We start from the raw sequence: 19098 nt of genomic DNA on the forward strand, positions 1-19098 counted from the left end.
GGCCGGCCGGGCGGGCCGAGGCATGACCGGGCGATTCGGGGGTACGCGCGGCTGCGCGACGAAGAGCTTGATCACCTTGTTGGAGGTATTCGTGCCCATTGCCCAGGACCCGTTGTCCGTCGAGGTGACCCTGCCGCGTGAGGACGTGGCGCTGCTCACGGTGGAGGGGTACTTGGACGTCGACACGGCGACCGAGTTCCAGCACCACCTGGCGAACCAGCTGCATCACGGCCGCCGGCACTTCCTGCTCGACCTGTCGGCGGTCCCCTTCATGGACTCGTCCGGCATGAACATCATCCTCCGGGTCTATCAGGAGGCCCGTGAGCTGCCGGGGAGCGTGCACATCATCTCCCCCACCTCCGCGGTGCGCCGCATCCTGGACCTGACGGGGGTGAGCATCACCGTGCCCGTCTCGGAGAGCGTCGACGAGGCGCTGGAGCGCGTGGACGGGCTGCCCGGGGCCCCGGCCGAACCGGAGGCCTGAGCGCGGTCCGCACGCTCCGGCGCCCACGGCGCCCGAGCGTGGTTAGAGTGGCCATCCGGCCAAGGTCACATCACTGCCCCGCCGTTCGGGCGCGGTGCGACGCAACGACGACGAGGAGAACAAACAGGTGCCGGAGCACGAAGCGGGCGGATCACTCGGAACACCGACGCACGAGGTCAGGGACTTCCTGCGGCGCCGGCGCGAGCAGATCGCCCAGCGGTGGGCGGACGAGCCCCTGTTCCGTACGGTGTTCACGGTCTCACGCGACGAGGCGGTGGAGGCGGGGAAGGCGGTCGTCGACGCGCTGGCCCAGGTCGCCGACGCGCAGCGGGTCGAGGACCCGGACGCCGCGGGCTTCTCGGCGGTGCGTGAGCAGCTGGCGCGGATGGGGGCGGCCCGCTCCCGCGCGGGGCTGTCGGCCACGCAGGTGGCGAGCGAGCTGGCGGCGCTGCGGCCGCCGGTGGAGAACCTCCTGGTCGCCGATCTGGACCAGGCCTCCCCGGAGGGGCTGCGGGAGTGCTCGACCACGCTGACCGTGCTCATGGGCACGCTGCGGCTGGTGGCCATGCAGACCGCGCTGAGCGAGGTACAGGCGCTCACCGACCGGCAGCGGCTGCAGCTGCTGGAGGTGGCGACGCCGGTGATCAAGCTGTGGGACGGCATCGTGGCGGTGCCGCTGATCGGGACGCTGGACAGCGCCCGCAGCCAGGTGGTGATGGAGACCCTGCTGAACGCGGTCGTCGAGCAGCACGCCCGGTTCGCGATCCTCGACATCACCGGTGTGCCGACGGTCGACTCCCTGGTGGCGCAGCACCTGATGAAGACGGTCGCCGCGGCCCGGCTGATGGGCGCGGAGTGCGTGGTGTCCGGCATCCGTCCGGCGATCGCGCAGACCATCGTGCACCTCGGTCTGGACCTCGGCACGGTGAAGACGCGGGCGAGCCTCGCCGACGCGCTCGGGTACTGCCTGCACGAGCTGGGGACGAACATCGTGCACACGGCCCCCGACGGAGCGGGCCGGCGGTGAGCGAGGGGTTCGCCCGCCCGGTCGCGGGACATGTGCCGGTCCTCAGGCTCGGGGACGTTCTGCTGGTCACCCTCCAGGGCGACCTGTACGACAGCACGGCGCACCAGCTTCAGCAGGACCTCTCCGAGACGATCGCCCGCAACGGGGTCACGGGGGTGGTCATCGACATCTCCGGGGTGGAGATCGTCGACTCCTTCCTCGGTCGGGTGCTGGCCGAGACCGCGGCGCAGACCGAGCTGCTGGCCGCGCGCACCGTGGTGGCCGGCATGCGGCCCGCGGTCGCCATCACCCTGGTGGAGCTGGGTCTGACGCTGCCGGGGCTGCGGACCGCGCTCACCACCGAAGCGGCGATGGAGCTTCTCGCGCAGCCCATCGTGACGTCCCGTTCCGGCGGCATGCGCGAGGAGAGTCCGTGATGCCCACCGCCGCGGGCGTCGAGGCCCGCCTGCCCATCCGGTCGGACATGGACCTGGTGTGGGTACGTCAGCATGTGCGGCAGGCCGCCGCCCAGCTCGGCTTCGGTCTGGTGGACCAGACGAAACTGGTGACCGCCGCCAGCGAGCTGGCCCGCAACACCCTGGTGCACGGCGGAGGCGGCCTGATGGAGGCGTCGCACGTCACCACCGGCGGGGCCGACGGGCTGCGGCTGGCCTTCAGCGACTCGGGCCCCGGCATCCCCGACCTCGACCGGGCGCTCAGCGACGGCTACACCTCCGGCGGCGGGCTGGGGATGGGGCTGGGCGGCGCCCGGCGCCTGGTGCACGACTTCGAGGTCGAGAGCGTCCCGGGGTCGGGGACCACGGTGCGGGTGACCTCGTGGGTGACCCGGCCGCCGCGTCAGCGTGAGGACGTCTGATGCCCCGCGTCCGGTACGTTCCGGTGCAGGACTCGACCCGGGTGCGTGACGTCCGGGTCGCGGCGGAGGAGGCCGCCGCGGCGGCCGGGCTCGACGAGCAGCGCACCGCCGCCGCGGCGCTGGTGGCGACCGAGCTCGCCACCAACCTCCTCAAGCACGCGCAGGCGGGAGAGGTGGTCGTCGACGTCGTGGACCCGCCCGTACCGGGTGAGGGCCGGCCGGGACAGGTCGTGCAGATCACCGCGCTCGACCACGGGCCGGGGATCTCCGATGTGGACGGTGCGCTGCGGGACGGGTTCTCCACCACCGGCTCGCTCGGCGCGGGCCTCGGCACCTGTCGGCGCCTGGCCGACGACTTCGCCCTGCACAGCGCCCTCGGCCGGGGCACCGTGGCGGTGGCCCGCGTCGGCTCCGCCACCGGTGGGGGCTCCGCCGAGGGCCCCGGTGTGCGCGCCGGCGGCGTGAACGTCCCGTTCGCCGGGGCGGACTTCTCGGGGGACGCCTGGGCCTGGGTCAGGTCCGGTGACCGGCTGACCCTGATGCTGGCCGACGGTCTCGGCCACGGGAGCGAGGCGGCGCGTGCCTCGACCGCCGCCGTCGAGGAGCTGCGCCACTGGTCCCGGCTCCCGCCCGCCGAGTGCCTGCCGAAGCTCCACGCGGCGCTGGCCGGCACCCGGGGCGCGGCCGTCGCCGTGGCGCAGCTCGACACCTGGGCCGGGCGGCTGCGCTTCGCGGGGATCGGCAACGTGACGGCCCGGCTGCGGGAGGGCGACCGCTGGCGGACCCTGCTGTCCCGGCCGGGCATCGTCGGGGTGCACCGGCCGGGCACCGTGCGCGAGGACGAGGTCGCCTGGACCCCGGAGAGTCTGCTGATCCTGCACACCGACGGTCTGCCCAGCCGCTGGACGCCGCCCCCGGACACGGGACTGCCGTCCGCCGACCCGGCCGTGACGGCCGCCGTGGCCGTCCGCGACGCCGGCAGTTCCGCGCGTCCGGTGCGGGACGACACCGCCGTGGCCGTGCTGGCCCCCGCACCGCCGGACCGCCCATGACGCACAGCTGGCGGATCCGGACCGTCACGGACGCGGCTCGCGCCCGTATCGCCGTGGCCCGGCTGGCGGCGGCGCACGGGGTGCCCACCGTCGAACGCGCCCGGCTGGCCGCGGCGCTCAGCTGCCAGTTGCGGCAGTGCCTCACCAAGGGCGGCGTCTGGGTGCTCACCCTGGACGGCCCCGGCTCGCCCGCCGGGGCGGGGACGCTGCACGCCACGGTGGTGCCGGACCCCGGCGCGGGTGCCGCCGGCCGTGCCCCGTGGACGGTGACCGTCCCGTGCCCCGAGCCGGGCCGGGTGTCCGACACGGGCCCGGTGACGGAGGAGCCGGACGACCTGTCCGAGGCGCTGCTGGGCGCCGACGAGGACACGGCCGCGGTGCTGGACAAGCTCGCCGAGCAGGAGGAACTGGTCGCCTTCCACCGGGAGGAGCTGCACCAGACCAACCAGGGCGTCCTGGCGCTGCACGCCGAGCTGGACGCGGCGGGACGCGCGCAGCGGGAGGCGTTCGCCGCCGAGCGCCGGGCACGCGAGGAGGCGGAGAACGCACGCCGCAGGCTGACGTTCCTGGCGGACGCGAGCGCCGTGCTGAACGCCTCGCTCAACCACGACGAGATCGTGCGCCGGCTGCCGGAGCTGCTGGTGCCGCGGTACGCCCACCACGTCGACATATGGCTGTTCGACCACGAGGACGACCGGCACCGGCCCACGTCCCACCCGCGCGCGGCGGTCCACGCGGCCCGCACCGGGCGCCCCCAGTACGCGGCCGGTCACCCCGGCGGCCTGCCCGGGGTGGACGACCGGCCCCCGTCGGCCCTGGACCCCGACCGGCCGCTGCTGTGCATCCCGCTGCTGACCCGCCGGGCGCCGCTGGGAGTGCTGACGCTGTCGCCGCCCGGTGAGCGCTGGGACCCGGACGACGCCGTGATGCTGCTCGAACTCGCCCGGCGGGCCGGCACCGCCATCGACAACGCCCGCCGCTTCGAGCACAACCGTGACATCGCCGAGACGCTGCAGCGCGCCCTGCTCACCGACCTGCCGACGACGCCGGGTCTGAGCCTGGCCGCGCGCTATCTCCCCGCCACGCACGGGCTGAACATCGGCGGCGACTGGTACGACGCCTTCCGGCAGCGCGACGGCGGTCTGATCACCGTCATCGGCGATGTGACCGGGCACGGGCTGCACGCGGCGGTGATGATGAGCCAGCTGCGCACCGCGCTGCGCGCCTACGCCGTCGACGGCGACAGCCCCGGTCGGCTGCTGACCCGGCTGCACGGGTATCTGCGCCATCTCCAGCCCGATCTGTTCGCCACGGCGGTCATCGCCCGGTTCCATCCGGACGGGCAGACGCTGACGTGGGCCGCCGCCGGTCATCCGCCGCCGGTGCTGCGGCTGCCCGACGGGCGGGTGCGCATCCTGGACGCCAAGCCCGGCGCGATGCTCGGCATCCCGCTGAAGCAGGACATCGGCGACCACACCGAGCAACTGCCGCCCGGTTCGACGCTCGCGCTCTACACGGACGGGCTGGTGGAGCGGCGCGCCCGGGGCATCGACCCGGGCATCGAACGGCTCGCGGCGGCCCTGGGCTCGTTCGGTTCGGCGGAACTGGACGCGGATCTGGAGGACTCGGCGGACCGGATCCTCCGCCCCCTGCTGAGCGACTCCGAGCGTGACGACGACGTCTGCCTGCTCCTGTGCCACCTGCGCGGCTGAACCGGCCGCCGACTCCCTTCCCGGTGCGTTCCGGCGAAGGTGCGGGCATCGTGGTGCCGAACAGGGGCACGCGTCAGTTGTCGATGTTCGAGGCAGACCGCCTGGAGCCGCAGGAAGGGATGGACACCGTGACACGACCCAGGATCCTGGTGGTGGGTGCGGGCTTCGCAGGCGTGGAGTGCGTGCGCCGGCTGGAGCGCAGGCTCGCCCCGAACGAGGCCGACCTCACGCTGGTGACGCCGTTCTCCTACCAGCTCTATCTGCCGCTGCTCCCCCAGGTGGCGTCGGGCGTGCTGACCCCGCAGTCGGTCGCGCTCTCCCTGCGCCGCAGCGAGAAGTACCGCACCCGGATCATCCCGGGCGGGGCCATCGGCGTGGACCTGAAGTCCAAGGTCTGTGTCGTCCGCATCGTCAACGGCGAGATCGTCGACGAGCCGTACGACTACATCGTGCTGGCCCCCGGCAGCGTCACCCGCACCTTCGACATCCCGGGGCTGACGGACCACGCCTTCGGGCTCAAGTCGCTCGCCGAGGCCGCCTACCTGCGCGACCACGTCATCTCCCAGCTCGACCTGGCCGACGCGAGCCACGATCCGGCCGAGCGGGCCTCGCGGCTGCAGTTCGTGGTCGTCGGCGGCGGCTACGCGGGCACCGAGACCGCGGCCTGCCTGCAGCGGCTGACGCACGCCGCCGTCAAGCGCTACCCGCGGCTCGACCCGGGCCTGATCAAGTGGCACCTCATCGACATCGCGCCGAAGCTGATGCCCGAACTGGGCGAGAAGCTCGGGCGCAGCGCGCAGGAGATCCTGACCCGGCGCGGCATCGAGATCTCGCTGGGCGTCTCCATCGCGAAGGCGGGCGCCGAGGAGGTCACCTTCACCGACGGCCGGGTGGTGCCCACCCGCACCCTGATCTGGACCGCCGGTGTCGTCGCCAGCCCGCTCATCGCCACGCTCGACGCGGAGACCGTCCGGGGGCGGCTCGCGGTCAACGCGGACATGTGCCTGCCGGGCCACGACGGGGTGTTCGCGCTCGGCGACTCGGCCGCGGTGCCCGACGTGGCCAAGGGCGACGACGCCGTGTGCCCGCCGACCGCGCAGCACGCCCTGCGGCAGGGCCGGCACGTCGCCGAGAACGTCATCGCGACGCTGCGGGGCCGGCCGACCCGGCCGTACGTCCACAAGGACCTCGGACTCGTGGTGGACCTCGGCGGCACCGACGCGGTGTCCAAGCCGCTCGGCATCGAACTGCACGGCCTGCCCGCCCAGGCGGTGGCCCGCGGCTACCACTGGTCGGCGCTGCGCACCAACGTCGCCAAGACGCGGGTGATGACCAACTGGCTGCTGAACGCGGTCGCCGGCGACGATTTCGTACGCACCGGATTCCAGGCGCACAAGCCGGGGAACCTGCGGGACTTCGAGTACCTGGACGCCTATCTGACGCCGGAGCAGGTGCGGGAGCACGTCGCGGAGGCGGGCCGGGCGGCGCGGTGATCCCAGGGTCGGGAGGCGGTTCGCGCCCGGCGGCGGTGGGATCCGGGCGTGGGTGTGCGACGGGAGAGAGTGCGGTGGCGTGAAGGCGGCGGGACGCTCGGTGCGGACACGGCTGCGGGACCACCTGGCGGCGTCCGACCCCGGTCTGCTGCGGCTGACGGCCGGGCTGCGGACGGTGGGCGCGATCGCGCTGACGCTGGCCGTGCTCGCCTCGGCGGGATTCGACGTCACCCATCTGGTGGCGGGGGCGATGGCGGCGATGGTCGCCACCTTCGCCATCCGGGAGAAGCAGCGCGGCGCCCAGGCGGTCACGCTGGCCGTCGGCCTGCCCGTCGCGCTGGTGTCCGTGTCGCTGGGCGCGGTGCTCAGCGAGCGCGTCGTCGTCGGGGACGCCTTCTTCGTCGTCCTCATCTTCGCCGCGGTGTACGGCCGCCGGTTCGGGGACCGCGGGACCGCGCTCGGTCTGATCGGCTTCCAGGTCTACTTCGTGTCGCTGTTCGTCGGTGCCTCCGCCGCGCAGCTGCCGGGGCTGTGGGCGGCCCTGGCCGTCGCGTTCGCGTGCAGCGCCCTGGTGCGGTTCGCGGTCGTCCCCGTGACGCCCGCCGGTCTGCTGCTGCGGCTGCGGACGGCCTTCCGGGCCCGGCTGGGCCGGCTGGTCTCCGCGCAGCTTGCGCTGCTGGACGCCGGGCCCGACGAGGTGGACAAGGCCCTGGAGGACATGCGGGAGGGCACCGCGCGGCTGCACGAGACGGCCCTGATGATCCAGAGCCGGCTGGAGGAGGGTACGCCGGACGAGTCGACGGCGCGGCTGGTGCAGCGCCGGATCGCGGACGCGGAGATCGCCGCCGAGCGGCTCGGTCTGCTGCTGCTGTCGGCGCGCAGCGCCCAGCGGGCGGACACCCTCACCCTGCATCTGCCCGGTGCGCCCGCCCCTGAGGTGGGCCGGCTGCCCGGCCCGGACGAGGCCACGGCCGTACTGCGGCGGGACCTGCTCGCGCTGCGGGCGCTGGTGGTGCGCACCGGGGCCGGGGGGACGGGCGTGGCCCAGTTGCGCAACCGGCTGCTCGGTTACCGGGACGAGGAGAACCTGCCGGTCGCCACCCCGGCCGTGCGGGACGTGTTCCGGGCGGTCGGCGAGACCGCGCGCGCGGTCATGGGGCTGCGTATCGCGCTGGAGGGGCCGCAGGACGAGTCGGACGACAGTCCGGCGACGGCCCGTTCGCGGGAGGAGCTGGACGCGGAGGACGCCGCCATCGACGCCGGCGAGGAGGCGGAGGCGGCCGAACAGCCGACGGGGCTGCGACGGCCCACCACGCGCGCCGCCGTGCAGGTCTCCGTGGGGTCGACGCTGGCCATCGTCGGGGGCGAGCTGCTGTCCGCGCACCGCTGGTACTGGGCGGTGCTGACCTGCTGGATCGTCTTCATCAACACGGCCTCGACCGGCGAGATCCTGGTCAAGGGCTACCGGCGGCTGCTGGGCACGGTGTTCGGGGTCGTCGCCGGCATCCTGCTGGCCGCCCTGGTGGGCCGGCACACCTTGACGGCGTTCGTGCTGGTGCTGGTGCTGATCTTCGCCATGTTCTACACGGCCCCGCTGTCCTACACGCTGATGTCGTTCTTCGTGACGGCGATGCTCGGGCTGCTCTACACCCTGCTGCACACCTACAGCTGGGAGGTGCTGGTGCTGCGGGTGGAGGAGACGGCGCTGGGGGCGGCCTGCGGAGTGGTCGCGGCGGCGCTGGTGCTGCCGGTGAACACCGACCGGCGCACCAACGAGCTGCTGGTCACCGTGCTGGAGCGGCTCGCCGAGGTGACCGAGGCCGCCGTCGGCCAGCTCAGCGGCGGTCCCGCCGGCGACCTGCTGGACAAGGCACGGGAGCTGGACCAGGCGCTGGGCGACCTGCGCGCCGCGACCCAGCCGCTGACGCATCCGGTGACCCCGTTGCGGGCCCGGCGCACCAACGCGCGCTATGTGGTGGCGCTCCTCGAGACGTGCGCGTACCACGCGCGCTCGCTGGCGGCCACGGCGGAGCTGCTGCCGACGCATCCGTCGATCGCGGCGGACCCCCGGCTGCGCGGGGCGGCGGGGCGCACGGTGCGCAACATCGTGACGATCGCGGACCGCGTCGCCGACGAGGACGTCACCGCGCCGGTCGAGACCGGCCCGAGCATCGCGTCCCTTCTGGGCGGCGACGGCACCGCCCGCTACGGCCGCATCACCGACCGCGTCCTGCGCCACCTGGAACGCCTGGACGAGGCCGTGGTGGGCCTCGCCCGCCCCCTGTCCGTCCCGGTGAAGTCCCCCGACCGCTGAACCGCGGCCCCGGCACGCCCGGACACCTCCCCCTGCCGACCGGGCGGTCACCCGTGCCGGCGCCCGCGTCCGCCCCCGCCCGGCACCAGTACGCCGTCACCGGCACCGTCACGAACCGGCAGGCCGCCGTCCCCGGCCCACACGCCCGTGCGCACGCCCGGCCAGGGCAGCACGCCCGTGTCCGCCCCCGTCCGGCCCCCGGACGCCGTCACCGGGGCCTCCACAAGCCGACCGGCAGGCCGTCGGCCCGCGCACCCGCGCTCACGGCCCGGCCAGGACCGCGCATCCGAGTCCGCCCGACCGGCAAACCGCCGGCCCCGGCCTGCCGGACCGACCCACGCGCCCGTGCGTACGCCGGCCGGGGCGGCGCGCCCGTGTGCGCCACGTGTCCGCCCCCCGCCCGGCACCCGGACGCCGCCGGCACCGTCACAAGCCGGCCGGCGAACCGCCGGACCGGTCGGACCTCGCGCATGCGTACGGCCCCGGCCGGTGCCGGGGCCGTACGCGCGGGCGGGACGTGGGCGGGGTCAGAAGTCGGTCGGGAGGCCGCTGGCCTCGGCTATGCCTCGTAGCTCCTCGTTCTGGCGGTGGCGGTCCCTGATGTAGTCGGCGATCTCGTCCAGGCGGGAGGGGTCGGCGGCGGTCGCCGCGTCGGTGACCACCCGGACCGGTCCGGTCTCGTCGACCTCCAGCTCGACCACCTCGTTGTCCAGGCGGCCGGTGACGGCGGTGGCGATGACGAGGGCGGCCTCGTCGCGCACCTCCTGGGGGAGTTCCTCGTCCCCGCCGTCCAGCGCGAGGTCCATGCCGGACAGCCGGTGTTCCTCGATCGCCTGGAGGACCGGCTCCACCACGTGGAGCAGAAGCCGGTAGTCCTCGGTGTCCATCCTGACCCGCAGGAGGTCGAGATAGACGTCCACGGGCCTGCCTTCCGGGGGAATCTCGGATTCGCTCATCCGCTTCGGGTTCCCCGCGCACCGCGGGTCATACGGCGGCCGGGGTGCCGGCCGCGGGCGCGTCCTGCCCGGCCGTCCCCAGCCAGCCGTGCGCGATAATGAGCGCGTGGCGTACGTCGCGGGTGCCGGTCGACACGCACAGGGTGTACGCCAGGTCGCCGATCCGCGGGTCCGGGCCGGCCGGTCCGCTTCCGGCCGCTGTCAGGGTCTCGTACTCCTCGACGAGCCGGCGCAGCACGGTGGGGTGGGGCTTCAGCATGTGTCTCGCTCTCTGGTGGGGGCGGGCGTCGCTCACGCCGTCGCCGAGTGTCCGCCGGTACCGCGGCGGCCGGTGCGCTGTCCCATCACGTCGGCGCGCACCCGGGCGCAGCTGCGGCTGATGAGACGGGAGACGTGCATCTGGGAGATGCCCAGCCGGTCTGCGATCCGGCTCTGGGTCATGTCCTCGAAGAACCGCATGTAGAGGATGGCGCGCTCGCGCTCCGGCAGCCTGCGCAGGCCCTCCTTGGCGGACTCGCGGTCGACGACGACGTCGTAGGAGGCGTCCGCGGCGCCGAGGGTGTCGGCGAGGCTGTAGCCGTCGTCGTCGGACGACAGTTCCGCGTCCAGGGAGAGGGTGCTGAAGCTCTCCAGGGCCTCCATGCCGGCGCCGACCTCGTCCTCGGTCAGCCCGGTGTGGGCGGCGATCGCCGCCACGGACGGCTCGGGGCTGCCGGGGTTCTGGGTGAGTTCGCGCCGGGCCACCCGCACCTTGTTGCGCAGTTCCTGCACCCGGCGGGGCACGCGCAGGGCCCACATCCGGTCGCGGAAGTGCCGCTTGACCTCGCCGGTGATGGTGGGGACGGCGTAGCTCTCGAAGGCGCCGCGGCTCGGGTCGAAGCGGTCGATGGCCTTCACCAGGCCCAGGGCGGCCACCTGGCGCAGGTCCTCGACGGCCTCGCCGCGGTCGCGGAAGCGGCCGGCGATGCGGTGGGCCATGGGCAGCCACGCGGTGACGAGCTCGTCCCGGACGGCGTCCCGCTCGGGGCCGTCCTCCAGGGAGGCCAGCCGGGTGAAGAGGGCGGCGGTGTCAGGGGCGTCGTCGTGCCGTCGGCGGGGGGCGGCGGCGCTCGTCGTGTCGGAGGGGCCGGAACGATGGGCGGTCGTGTCAATGAGCATGCGGTTCGCTCCCGAACGGTGGTTTCAGGGATCTACCGCGGGAGGGCCGTCACCGGGACGCCCGGAGGGTCCACAGCAGCCGTACCACTCCCGCTGGCGCGCCTCCGGTCCGAAGCACGAACCTCCGATTGCCCCCATGCCGGTGGAACAAACTCCGCTTCGTCACGCGATCTGCCGGGGCCCGTTCCGGCTGGTCAGGACAGGGGGACCACGGCGGTGATGCACTTGCCTCCGGCGGGCAGGTCGGACACCCGGATGTCGCGGGACAGCCGGCACACGATGGGCCAGCCGTGACCGCCCGGACGGCGGCGTCCCTGCCGGTCGGTCGACGGCACGACGACGGGCAGCTCGGCGCTGCGGTCGCTCACCGACAGGCGTACTCCGGGGCCGCTCACGTCGACCTGGAAGTCGGTGATCCCGCCGCCGTGCAGCATGGCGTTGGTGGTGAGTTCGGAGGCGACGAGCAGGACGTCCGCCAGGGCCTCGGTGTCGCAGGGGGTGCGGGTGGCCCGGCAGCGTTCGGACACCGCCTGTGTGACGGCCTCGCGGACCTCTGCCGGACGGCAGGGGCGAGGGGGTCCGGCCCGGCGCGCGCCGGGTCGTTCGAGGGGTTCGGTCGTGTACTCCTCACACATCGTGCGGCTCCCTGATCAGTGACGAAATCGGTGGAGAATGCCTCGGACCTCCCTTTTCGGCTCACCTGTCCCGGTAGCGGCAAACCTCCCGGCTGTTCGCTGAATGCCTGTCATCCGATCGGCGCACGGGGGTACGCGGACGGTATGACCGATGTGGTGGACTCGGACGAACTGATGCGGCGCATCCAGCGGGCACGGGCCTGCGCGGCCCAGGAGGAGCGGACCTGGCGGGCCCGGGGCGACGAGCTCGGGCGGGCGGACACCGGCGATCCCGGCGCGGCGCGCGACGCCGAGGTGCGCGGGGTGGCCTACGGGGTCGTACTGCGGGTGCTGGACGAGATCCTGACGCCGGGCAAGCGCGCGGCGCAGGGCTGACCGGCGGGACCGTGCGGATTTCCGTACGGTCTTCCGTGCGGTCTTCCGTGCGGAAATCCGCACGGATTGAGGCGGGCCGCTGCCGGGCACCCGGGAGTCCATGACGGTCGATCACAGCCGGGCACCGGTTCTGGAAGCACTGGAGGAGTACCACCGCAGCGGGCGGCTGGGCTTCACCCCACCTGGGCACAAGCAGGCCCGCGGGGCGGATCCCGCGGTGCGCGAGGTGCTCGGGGACGCGGTGTTCCTGGGCGATGTTCTGGCGTCGGGCGGCCTGGACGACCGGCTCACCCGGGGCCGGGTGCTGCAGCGGGCCCAGGAGCTGATGGCCGACGCGGTCCACGCCGACCACACCTTCTTCAGCACGTGCGGCAGTTCCCTGTCGGTCAAGGCGGCGATGCTGTCGGTCGCGGGGCCGCACGAGAAGCTGCTGATCGGGCGGGACGCCCACAAGTCGGTGGTGTCCGGGCTGATCCTGTCCGGGATCGAGCCGGTGTGGGTGGAGCCGCGGTGGGACGCCGAACGGCACCTCGCGCACCCGCCGTCGGCCGACGACTTCGACCGGGCCTTCGACGCCCACCCGGACGCGCGCGGCGCGCTGGTGACCAGCCCGACGCCGTACGGCGCCAGTGCGGCGCTGCGGGACATCGCCGAGGTGTGCCACCGGCGTTCGCGCCCGCTGATCGTGGACGAGGCCTGGGGCGCGCACCTGCCCTTCCATCCCGATCTGCCGTCCTGGGCGATGGACGCGGGCGCCGACATCTGCGTGACCAGCATCCACAAGATGGGCAGCGGTCTGGAGCAGGGCTCGGTGTTCCATCTGCGGGGCGATCTGGTGCCGCCGGCGCTGCTGGGCATGCGCGCCGATCTGCTGGGGACCACCAGCCCGTCGGTGCTGGTCTTCGCGGGTCTCGACGGCTGGCGGCGGCAGATGGCACTGCGCGGCAAGGAGCTGATGGGGTCGGCGCTGGCGCTCGCCGACGGGGTCCGGGCCGCGATCGAGGAGATCGACGGCATGCACGTCGACGACCGGGACGACTTCTGCGGCCCGGGTCTGGCGGACGACTTCGATCCGCTGCCCGGTGTGATCGATCTCGACGGTCTCGGCGTCACGGGATTCCAGGCGGCGGACTGGCTGCGCGAGCACCGCGGCGTCGACGCGCACCTGGTGGACCACCGCCGTATCGGGATGCAGATCACCCACGGCGACGACCGGGAGACGACCGGGGAACTGCTGTCGGCGCTGCGGGACCTGGGCCGGGCGGCGCGGAACCTGCCCCGGGCGCCGAGGGTGGACGTGCCGTCGCCGGGCGAACTGCGGATGGCGCAGGCGCTGCTGCCGCGGGACGCGTTCTTCGGCCCGACCGAGGACGTGCCGGTGTCCCGGGCCGCCGGACGGATCGCGGCCGAGATGGTCACGCCGTACCCGCCCGGTATCCCGGCCGTCCTGCCGGGCGAACGGCTCACCGAGCCCGTGCTCCGCTATCTGCGGACGGGGCTGGCCGCGGGCATGCACCTGCCGGACCCGTCGAACCCCGGCCTGGACACGGTCCGGGTGGTGGACGAGCGCGCCGCCCGGGGTCAGTGAAACAGGTCACGCGCCCCGATTACCCGGACACCGCCGAAATGGTTTATCGTTCATTCATACGTGGTGGCGGAGTCGACCCCCCGTCCTCCGGACACCACCGCTTACGGCCCTGGCTGGCTTCCCCCGTCCAGCCAGGGCTTTTTCATGCCCGGGCGGGGCCTGCCGACAGGAACCGGACTTCTCGTGTCCGCCGAGGTGCCCCGAACGGCCGCAGCGGCTGAAATGAACGTAGGGAAAGCACCGGAACCGAATGCCCGGCGAGGAGCCCCGCGCCATGACCAAAGCGATCAAACTCCTGACCGCCCTTCCCCCGCCGCAGCGCGAGCGCCTGATGGCACTGGCGCGGGAGGTGTCCTTCCCCGAGGACACCCGCATCTTCGAGGCGGGAGGCACCGCCGACCGGTTCTGGGTGATCCGCTCCGGCGCGGTCTCGCTGGACCAGCGGGTGAACGACCTGCACCGGGTGACCGTCGCCGGTCTCGGCGCGGGTGATCTGCTGGGCTGGTCCTGGCTGTTCCCGCCCCACCAGTGGGACTTCGGCGCCGTGGCCTTCAGCCAGGTGCGCGCCTACGAGTTCGACGCGGCGGCCGTGCTCCGGCTCTGCGAGGAGGACCCGCCGCTCGGGATGACCCTGGTGCGCAGCGTCGCCGAGGTGCTCGCCCACCGGCTGGAGACGACACGCGGCAAGCTGATGGAGCAGTACGCGATGCACCGGCGCGGCGGGGCGCTGTAGAGCGGCCCCGCACCCGGTGACGGCGCGGCATGGGCATCGCGACGGCCGTACGGGACCGGAGACGGAGCCCGCGACGGCCGTGCGGCACGTCGGCCGGGCCCGGCGTCGGGGAGACGCGCGGGCCCCGGTGTCAGGCTCCCGCGATGAGCGTCAGGCCGAGGACGATCATGGTGGCGGCGACCAGTCCGTCCAGCACCCGCCAGGCGGTGGGGCGGGCCAGGAAGCGGCTCAGCAGCCGGGCGCCGAAGCCGAGCGCCGCGAACCAGCAGACGCTGGCCAGTACGGCACCGAGGCCGAAGGTCCAGCGCAGCGGGCCGTGGTCGGCGGCGACCGAGCCCAGCAGGAACACCGTGTCGAGGTAGACGTGCGGGTTGAGCCAGGTCATGGCGAGGCAGGTGAGCACGGCCCGGCGCCGCGAGCTCGCCGCCTCGCCCGCCGTCTCCAGTCCGGTGGCGGCCGGCCGGAAGACCCGGCGGGCGGCCAGGGCGCCGTAGCCGAGCAGGAACGCGCCGCCGATCCAGCCGACCGCCGTCAGCGCGCCGGGCCAGGCCACGACCACCGCGCCGACCCCGCCGACGCCGAGGGCGATGAGCGCCGCGTCGGAGAGGGCGCAGATGCCGACGACGGCGAGTACGGCGTCACGGCGGACGCCCTGGCGCAGGACGAAGGCGTTCTGGGCACCGATGGCGACGATGAGGGAGAGGCCGGTACCGAATCCGGCGGCGGCGGTGGTCAGGGCGCTGGTCATGGCGACGACGCTACGGGCGCGACGGCTCTGCAGTACAGCTAATGATTCTTACGTAGCATTAGTTCTCGTGATGACCGATCTTCCGTTGGACCAGGTGAGGACCCTGCTCGCCGTGGTGGACGAGGGGACCTTCGACGCCGCGGCCGCCGCGCTGCACGTCACGCCCTCGGCGGTGAGCCAGCGGGTGAAGGCGCTGGAGCAGCGCACGGGGCGGGTGCTGCTGCTGCGCACCAAGCCGGTGCGGCCGACCGAGTCGGGCGAGGTGCTGGTCAGGCTCGCCCGCCAGGTGGGCCGGCTGGAACGGGACGCGTACGCCGAGCTGGGACTGAGCGGGGCCGGGGAGCCGACCCGGGTGCCGGTGGCGGTGAACGCGGACTCGCTGGCGACCTGGTTCCTCGGGGCCCTCACCCGCCTGCCGGCCGACTCGCGGCTCCGCTTCGAACTGCGCCGGGAGGACGAGGCCCACACGGCGGCGCTGCTGCGGGAGGGGACGGTGATGGCCGCGGTGACCTCGTCGCCGGACGCGGTGCCGGGCTGTTCCGTACGGCATCTGGGGCGGATGCGCTATCTCCCGGTGGCGGACCCGGGGTTCGCCGTACGGCATCTCGCGGGACCGCTGCGGGAGGTACTGCCCGTGGCGCCCGTGGTGGTGTTCGACCGGAAGGACGACTTCCAGGACGGTTTCGTACGCCGGCTCACGCGCGGGCGCGCCGAGGCGAGCGCGCTGCGCCACTACGTGCCGACCTCGGAGGGCTTCGCCGAGGCGGTCGCCGCGGGCCTGGGCTGGGGCATGGTCCCCGAGGCCCAGGCCGACCCCCTGCTCCGGGCCGGTCGCCTCACGGTGTTCGCCCCGGACCGGGAGGTCGACATCTCCCTGTACTGGCAGCAGTGGAAGCTGGACTCCCCCGCGCTGGCGGCGGTGGCGGACGCGGTGACGGAGGCGGCGGCGGGAGCGCTGCGCCGCTGAGGGCCTGTCCGGCCTTCCGTCGGCCGCCCGTCCCCCGCGTCCGACGCCTGCGACCGCGCGGCCCCGGAGCCGCCGGCACTCCGGTCGGCGCGGCGAGCGCGCCAGGGACCGCGAGACCGGGCCGTCGCCCCCGGCTAGGACCCCGCCAGGCTGTTCCCCGCGCTCTCCAGGAGCATGTCCAGTGCCGTCGGATAGGCGCTGGTGACCATGCGGGTGGCCAGCAGGGGCGCGGCCTCGGCGATGCGAGGGTGGGTGGCGGCGGGGAGGCGGGCGTAGGTGGAGCGCCACATCTCCTCGTCGGCGTGGAGCGCGGCGTCGGGCAGGGCCAGGGACGCGGCGTCGAGGGCGGCGAAGGCCAGCGTGGTGTCGATGAAGGCGTGGTAGACGCGGACCGTCTCCGGCAGCGGGAAGCCCGCGGTGCGCAGCACGTCGAGGACCGCCTCGTCGGCCGCCAGTTCGTTCGCCCGGCCGGAGACCCGGCTCGCCGTGAGGACCGCGGCCTGCGGGTGCGACACATAGGCGGCGTGGATGCGCAGCCCGACGGCCCGCAGGTCGGCCCGCCACTGCCCCGTGGGCCGCCAGCCGTGCAGCGCCTGGCCGATCAGCGCGTCCCCGATGGCGAGGGTCAGGTCGTCCATGCCGCGGAAGTAGCGGTAGAGGGTGCTCGGGTCGCAGTCCAGGGCGAGACCGAGGCGACGGGCGGTCAGACCCGTGCTGCCGTGCTCGCGCAGCAGGCGCAGTGCCGTCTCGACGATCAGCGTCTCGGACAGGACCCGGCCGCTCCTCGTCGGCCTGCGCCGCCGTCGGCGCTCCTCGGGAACCACGCGTTTCGGCATCGCCGTCTCCTCGCGCTCTTATGCCAACGCCATTGACCTTATGTCGTCGCGCGGCGTTGTATCTCCGGCCAGGGGCCCCGCACACATCCCGGATCCATGGGGATCCACGAGGCAGAGAGGGAGTGCTCCGTCATGCGTGTACTGCTGGTGGGAGCCGGCGGCGTGGGTACCGCCGTCACCCGGATCGCGGCCCGGCGGCCGTTCTTCGACCGGATGGTGGTGGCCGACCACGACCCCCTCCGGGCCGAGGCGGCGGTCGCCGCGCTCGGCGCGGAGGGGGCCCGGTTCCGTGCCGAGCGCGTGGACGCCGGTGACGAGGACGGGGTGGCGGCGCTGCTCGAACGGCACGGCTGCGACGTCCTGCTCAACGCCACCGACCCCCGGTTCGTGATGCCGCTGTTCCGCGCGGCGCGCCGCGCCGGTGCCACCTATGTCGACATGGCGATGTCGCTGTCCCGGCCGCACGCCGAACGGCCGTACGAGGAGTGCGGGGTCAAGCTCGGCGACGAGCAGTTCGCGCGGTCCGAGGAGTGGGAGAAGGCCGGTGCGCTGGCCCTGGTCGGGATGGGCGTGGAGCCCGGCCTGTCGGACGTCTTCGCCCGGTACGCCGCCGACGAACTCTTCGACGAGATCGAGGAGATCGGCGTCCGCGACGGCGCGAACCTCACGGTGGACGGCTACGACTTCGCGCCGTCCTTCAGCATCTGGACCACCATCGAGGAGTGCCTCAACCCGCCCGTGGTCTACGAGGAGGGGCGCGGCTGGTTCACCACCGAGCCGTTCAGCGAGCCGGAGGTGTTCGACTTCCCCGAGGGCATCGGCCCGGTGGAGTGCGTGAACGTCGAGCACGAGGAGGTGCTGCTCGTCCCGCGCTGGGTGGACGCCCGCCGGGTGACCTTCAAGTACGGTCTGGGCCGCGAGTTCATCGACACGCTCAGGACGCTGCGTCTGCTGGGCCTGGACCGCACCGAACCGGTGACCGTGCCCGGCCCGGACGGTCCGGTGCGGGTCTCGCCCCGGGACATGGTGGCCGCCTGTCTGCCCGACCCGGCGACGCTGGGCGAGCGGATGCACGGCAAGACCTGCGCCGGCACCTGGGTGCGGGGCGTGAAGGACGGGGCGCCGCGCGAGGTGTACCTGTACCACGTGGTCGACAACCAGTGGTCCATGGCCGAGTACGGCTGCCAGGCCGTGGTGTGGCAGACCGCCGTCAACCCCGTCGTCGCCCTCGAACTGCTCGCCGGCGGCGCCTGGTCGGGCACGGGCGTGCTCGGTCCGGAGGCGTTCCCCGCGGGACCGTTCCTGGACCTGCTGACCGCGTACGGTTCGCCCTGGGGGCTGCGCGAACAGTGACCGCGCGCACGGTGTCCCGTTGTTTCACCGCCGGTCGGCGGGTGACCCGAAGAGGAGCAAGGCGCCCAGAAGGGCGCCCGCCCGTCTTCACACCGATGATCGCAGGTGACTCCCGATGGACAACTGGCGCGAACGTGCGGCCTGCAGGGCCGAGGACCCCGACCTCTTCTTCCCGATCGGCACCTCCGGGCCCGCCCTGATGCAGACGGAACAGGCCAAGGCCGTGTGCCGGCGCTGCCCCGTGCGGGAGCAGTGCCTCCAGTGGGCGCTGGACACGGGGCAGTCCATCGGGGTGTGGGGCGGTACGAGCGAGACGGAACGCCGTGCTCTGAAGCGCCGTATCGCCGCCCGGCGCTCCTCCGGTCAGCCGGGCCGGTGATCTCGCCGTACCCGGCCCGGTGCGCCGCAGTACGCTCGCCGGACATCGCCGGAAGGGGCCGACCATGAGCGTGCGCGTGCGCCGTGTCTACGAACCGCCCGAGCCGGACGACGGGGTCCGGGTCCTGGTCGACCGGCTGTGGCCGCGCGGTCTGGCGAAGGACGCGGCGCGGGTGGACGAGTGGCCCAAGGGGCTGACCCCGTCCACCGAGCTGCGCCGCTGGTACCACGCGGACGACCGGCCGTACGAGGAGTTCCGCGAGCGCTACGAGGCGGAGCTGGCGGCGCCGGAGGCCGCCGAACTCCTCGACCACGTACGGGAACTGGCCGGGAAGGGCCCGGTGACCCTGCTGACCGCGTCCAAGAGCCCTCAGACCGGTCACGCGGAGGTGCTGGCCCGCCTGCTGGAGGACTAGGGCCTGTCCGAGGGGTT

22 protein-coding genes are annotated in these 19098 nt (G+C 73.8%); 15 read left to right on the forward strand and 7 right to left on the reverse strand.

The window, feature by feature from the left end:
• Positions 1 to 91 precede the first annotated feature (91 nt).
• From AMK33_RS29170 to AMK33_RS29205, 8 genes are all read left to right on the forward strand, one after another.
• Positions 92 to 484 carry an STAS domain-containing protein gene (locus AMK33_RS29170; protein WP_073935995.1) on the forward strand — a complete coding sequence of 131 codons (393 nt, stop codon included), beginning with the start codon at positions 92 to 94 and terminating at the stop codon, positions 482 to 484.
• 127 nt (positions 485 to 611) lie between these two features.
• Positions 612 to 1511 (forward strand): STAS domain-containing protein, encoded by a 900-nt coding sequence (locus AMK33_RS29175; RefSeq protein ID WP_073935996.1) that lies wholly within the window; start codon positions 612 to 614, stop codon positions 1509 to 1511.
• Positions 1508 to 1927 carry an STAS domain-containing protein gene (locus AMK33_RS29180; protein WP_073935960.1) on the forward strand — a complete coding sequence of 140 codons (420 nt, stop codon included), beginning with the start codon at positions 1508 to 1510 and terminating at the stop codon, positions 1925 to 1927. Before AMK33_RS29175 ends, AMK33_RS29180 begins: the two co-directional genes overlap by 4 nt.
• Positions 1927 to 2367: an anti-sigma regulatory factor gene (locus tag AMK33_RS29185; RefSeq protein ID WP_073935961.1), complete on the forward strand. Its 441-nt coding sequence runs from the start codon at positions 1927 to 1929 to the stop codon at positions 2365 to 2367. Before AMK33_RS29180 ends, AMK33_RS29185 begins: the two co-directional genes overlap by 1 nt.
• Positions 2367 to 3419, forward strand: a complete 1053-nt coding sequence (locus AMK33_RS29190) for an ATP-binding SpoIIE family protein phosphatase (RefSeq protein ID WP_073935962.1) — start codon at positions 2367 to 2369, stop codon at positions 3417 to 3419. Before AMK33_RS29185 ends, AMK33_RS29190 begins: the two co-directional genes overlap by 1 nt.
• A complete protein-coding gene (locus tag AMK33_RS29195) occupies positions 3416 to 5131 on the forward strand; it encodes a PP2C family protein-serine/threonine phosphatase (protein ID WP_073935963.1) in 1716 nt (571 codons plus the stop codon). The genes AMK33_RS29190 and AMK33_RS29195 overlap by 4 nt, the downstream gene beginning before the upstream one ends.
• Before the next feature lie 119 nt (positions 5132 to 5250).
• Positions 5251 to 6624, forward strand: coding sequence for an NAD(P)/FAD-dependent oxidoreductase (locus tag AMK33_RS29200; RefSeq protein ID WP_073935964.1), 1374 nt, complete (start codon positions 5251 to 5253; stop codon positions 6622 to 6624).
• A 79-nt stretch (positions 6625 to 6703) separates the two neighbouring features.
• Positions 6704 to 8938 (forward strand): FUSC family protein, encoded by a 2235-nt coding sequence (locus AMK33_RS29205; protein WP_073935965.1) that lies wholly within the window; start codon positions 6704 to 6706, stop codon positions 8936 to 8938.
• Between the two features lie 47 nt (positions 8939 to 8985).
• Here the strand turns inward: AMK33_RS29205 and AMK33_RS44160 are convergent, their stop codons facing one another.
• The 5 genes from AMK33_RS44160 to AMK33_RS29225 form a co-directional block, all read right to left on the reverse strand.
• Positions 8986 to 9150, reverse strand: a complete 165-nt coding sequence (locus tag AMK33_RS44160; protein WP_235618232.1) for a hypothetical protein — start codon at positions 9148 to 9150, stop codon at positions 8986 to 8988.
• 315 nt (positions 9151 to 9465) lie between these two features.
• Positions 9466 to 9894 carry a hypothetical protein gene (locus AMK33_RS29210; RefSeq protein WP_073935966.1) on the reverse strand — a complete coding sequence of 143 codons (429 nt, stop codon included), beginning with the start codon at positions 9892 to 9894 and terminating at the stop codon, positions 9466 to 9468.
• A 28-nt stretch (positions 9895 to 9922) separates the two neighbouring features.
• The gene (locus AMK33_RS29215) at positions 9923 to 10153 is read right to left on the reverse strand and encodes a DUF5133 domain-containing protein (protein ID WP_073935967.1); all 231 of its coding nucleotides are present in this window, start codon (positions 10151 to 10153) and stop codon (positions 9923 to 9925) included.
• Between the two features lie 32 nt (positions 10154 to 10185).
• Positions 10186 to 11052 (reverse strand): SigB/SigF/SigG family RNA polymerase sigma factor, encoded by an 867-nt coding sequence (locus tag AMK33_RS29220; protein WP_073935968.1) that lies wholly within the window; start codon positions 11050 to 11052, stop codon positions 10186 to 10188.
• 194 nt (positions 11053 to 11246) lie between these two features.
• On the reverse strand, positions 11247 to 11687 hold the full coding sequence (locus AMK33_RS29225) for an ATP-binding protein (RefSeq protein WP_073935969.1): 441 nt from the start codon (positions 11685 to 11687) through the stop codon (positions 11247 to 11249).
• A 144-nt stretch (positions 11688 to 11831) separates the two neighbouring features.
• Here AMK33_RS29225 and AMK33_RS29230 point away from each other — a divergent pair, with 144 nt between their 5' ends.
• From AMK33_RS29230 to AMK33_RS29240, 3 genes are all read left to right on the forward strand, one after another.
• Entirely contained in the window at positions 11832 to 12062 is a 231-nt protein-coding gene (locus tag AMK33_RS29230; RefSeq protein WP_073935970.1) for a hypothetical protein, read from the forward strand.
• A 100-nt stretch (positions 12063 to 12162) separates the two neighbouring features.
• Complete coding sequence (locus AMK33_RS29235) at positions 12163 to 13650, forward strand: aminotransferase class I/II-fold pyridoxal phosphate-dependent enzyme (RefSeq protein WP_073935971.1); 1488 nt, start codon at positions 12163 to 12165, stop codon at positions 13648 to 13650.
• A gap of 274 nt (positions 13651 to 13924) precedes the next feature.
• Complete coding sequence (locus AMK33_RS29240; protein WP_073935997.1) at positions 13925 to 14383, forward strand: cyclic nucleotide-binding domain-containing protein; 459 nt, start codon at positions 13925 to 13927, stop codon at positions 14381 to 14383.
• A gap of 130 nt (positions 14384 to 14513) precedes the next feature.
• Here the strand turns inward: AMK33_RS29240 and AMK33_RS29245 are convergent, their stop codons facing one another.
• On the reverse strand, positions 14514 to 15131 hold the full coding sequence (locus AMK33_RS29245; protein ID WP_073935972.1) for a LysE/ArgO family amino acid transporter: 618 nt from the start codon (positions 15129 to 15131) through the stop codon (positions 14514 to 14516).
• A gap of 70 nt (positions 15132 to 15201) precedes the next feature.
• On the opposite strand from AMK33_RS29245, the gene AMK33_RS29250 reads away from it, so the two are divergent.
• Complete coding sequence (locus AMK33_RS29250; protein ID WP_073935973.1) at positions 15202 to 16098, forward strand: LysR family transcriptional regulator ArgP; 897 nt, start codon at positions 15202 to 15204, stop codon at positions 16096 to 16098.
• 134 nt (positions 16099 to 16232) lie between these two features.
• Here AMK33_RS29250 and AMK33_RS29255 read toward each other — a convergent pair whose 3' ends face one another.
• Positions 16233 to 16934: a TetR/AcrR family transcriptional regulator gene (locus AMK33_RS29255; protein WP_073935974.1), complete on the reverse strand. Its 702-nt coding sequence runs from the start codon at positions 16932 to 16934 to the stop codon at positions 16233 to 16235.
• Positions 16935 to 17066: 132 nt separating this feature from the next.
• On the opposite strand from AMK33_RS29255, the gene AMK33_RS29260 reads away from it, so the two are divergent.
• From AMK33_RS29260 to AMK33_RS29270, 3 genes are all read left to right on the forward strand, one after another.
• A complete protein-coding gene (locus AMK33_RS29260; protein ID WP_073935975.1) occupies positions 17067 to 18287 on the forward strand; it encodes a saccharopine dehydrogenase family protein in 1221 nt (406 codons plus the stop codon).
• A 115-nt stretch (positions 18288 to 18402) separates the two neighbouring features.
• The gene (locus AMK33_RS29265) at positions 18403 to 18666 is read left to right on the forward strand and encodes a WhiB family transcriptional regulator (RefSeq protein WP_073935976.1); all 264 of its coding nucleotides are present in this window, start codon (positions 18403 to 18405) and stop codon (positions 18664 to 18666) included.
• Positions 18667 to 18730: 64 nt separating this feature from the next.
• The gene (locus AMK33_RS29270) at positions 18731 to 19081 is read left to right on the forward strand and encodes a DUF488 domain-containing protein (protein ID WP_073935977.1); all 351 of its coding nucleotides are present in this window, start codon (positions 18731 to 18733) and stop codon (positions 19079 to 19081) included.
• The last annotated feature ends 17 nt before the right edge of the window (positions 19082 to 19098 follow it).

The organism is Streptomyces sp. CB02400 (assembly GCF_001905725.1).
Taxonomy (GTDB): domain Bacteria; phylum Actinomycetota; class Actinomycetes; order Streptomycetales; family Streptomycetaceae; genus Streptomyces; species Streptomyces atrovirens.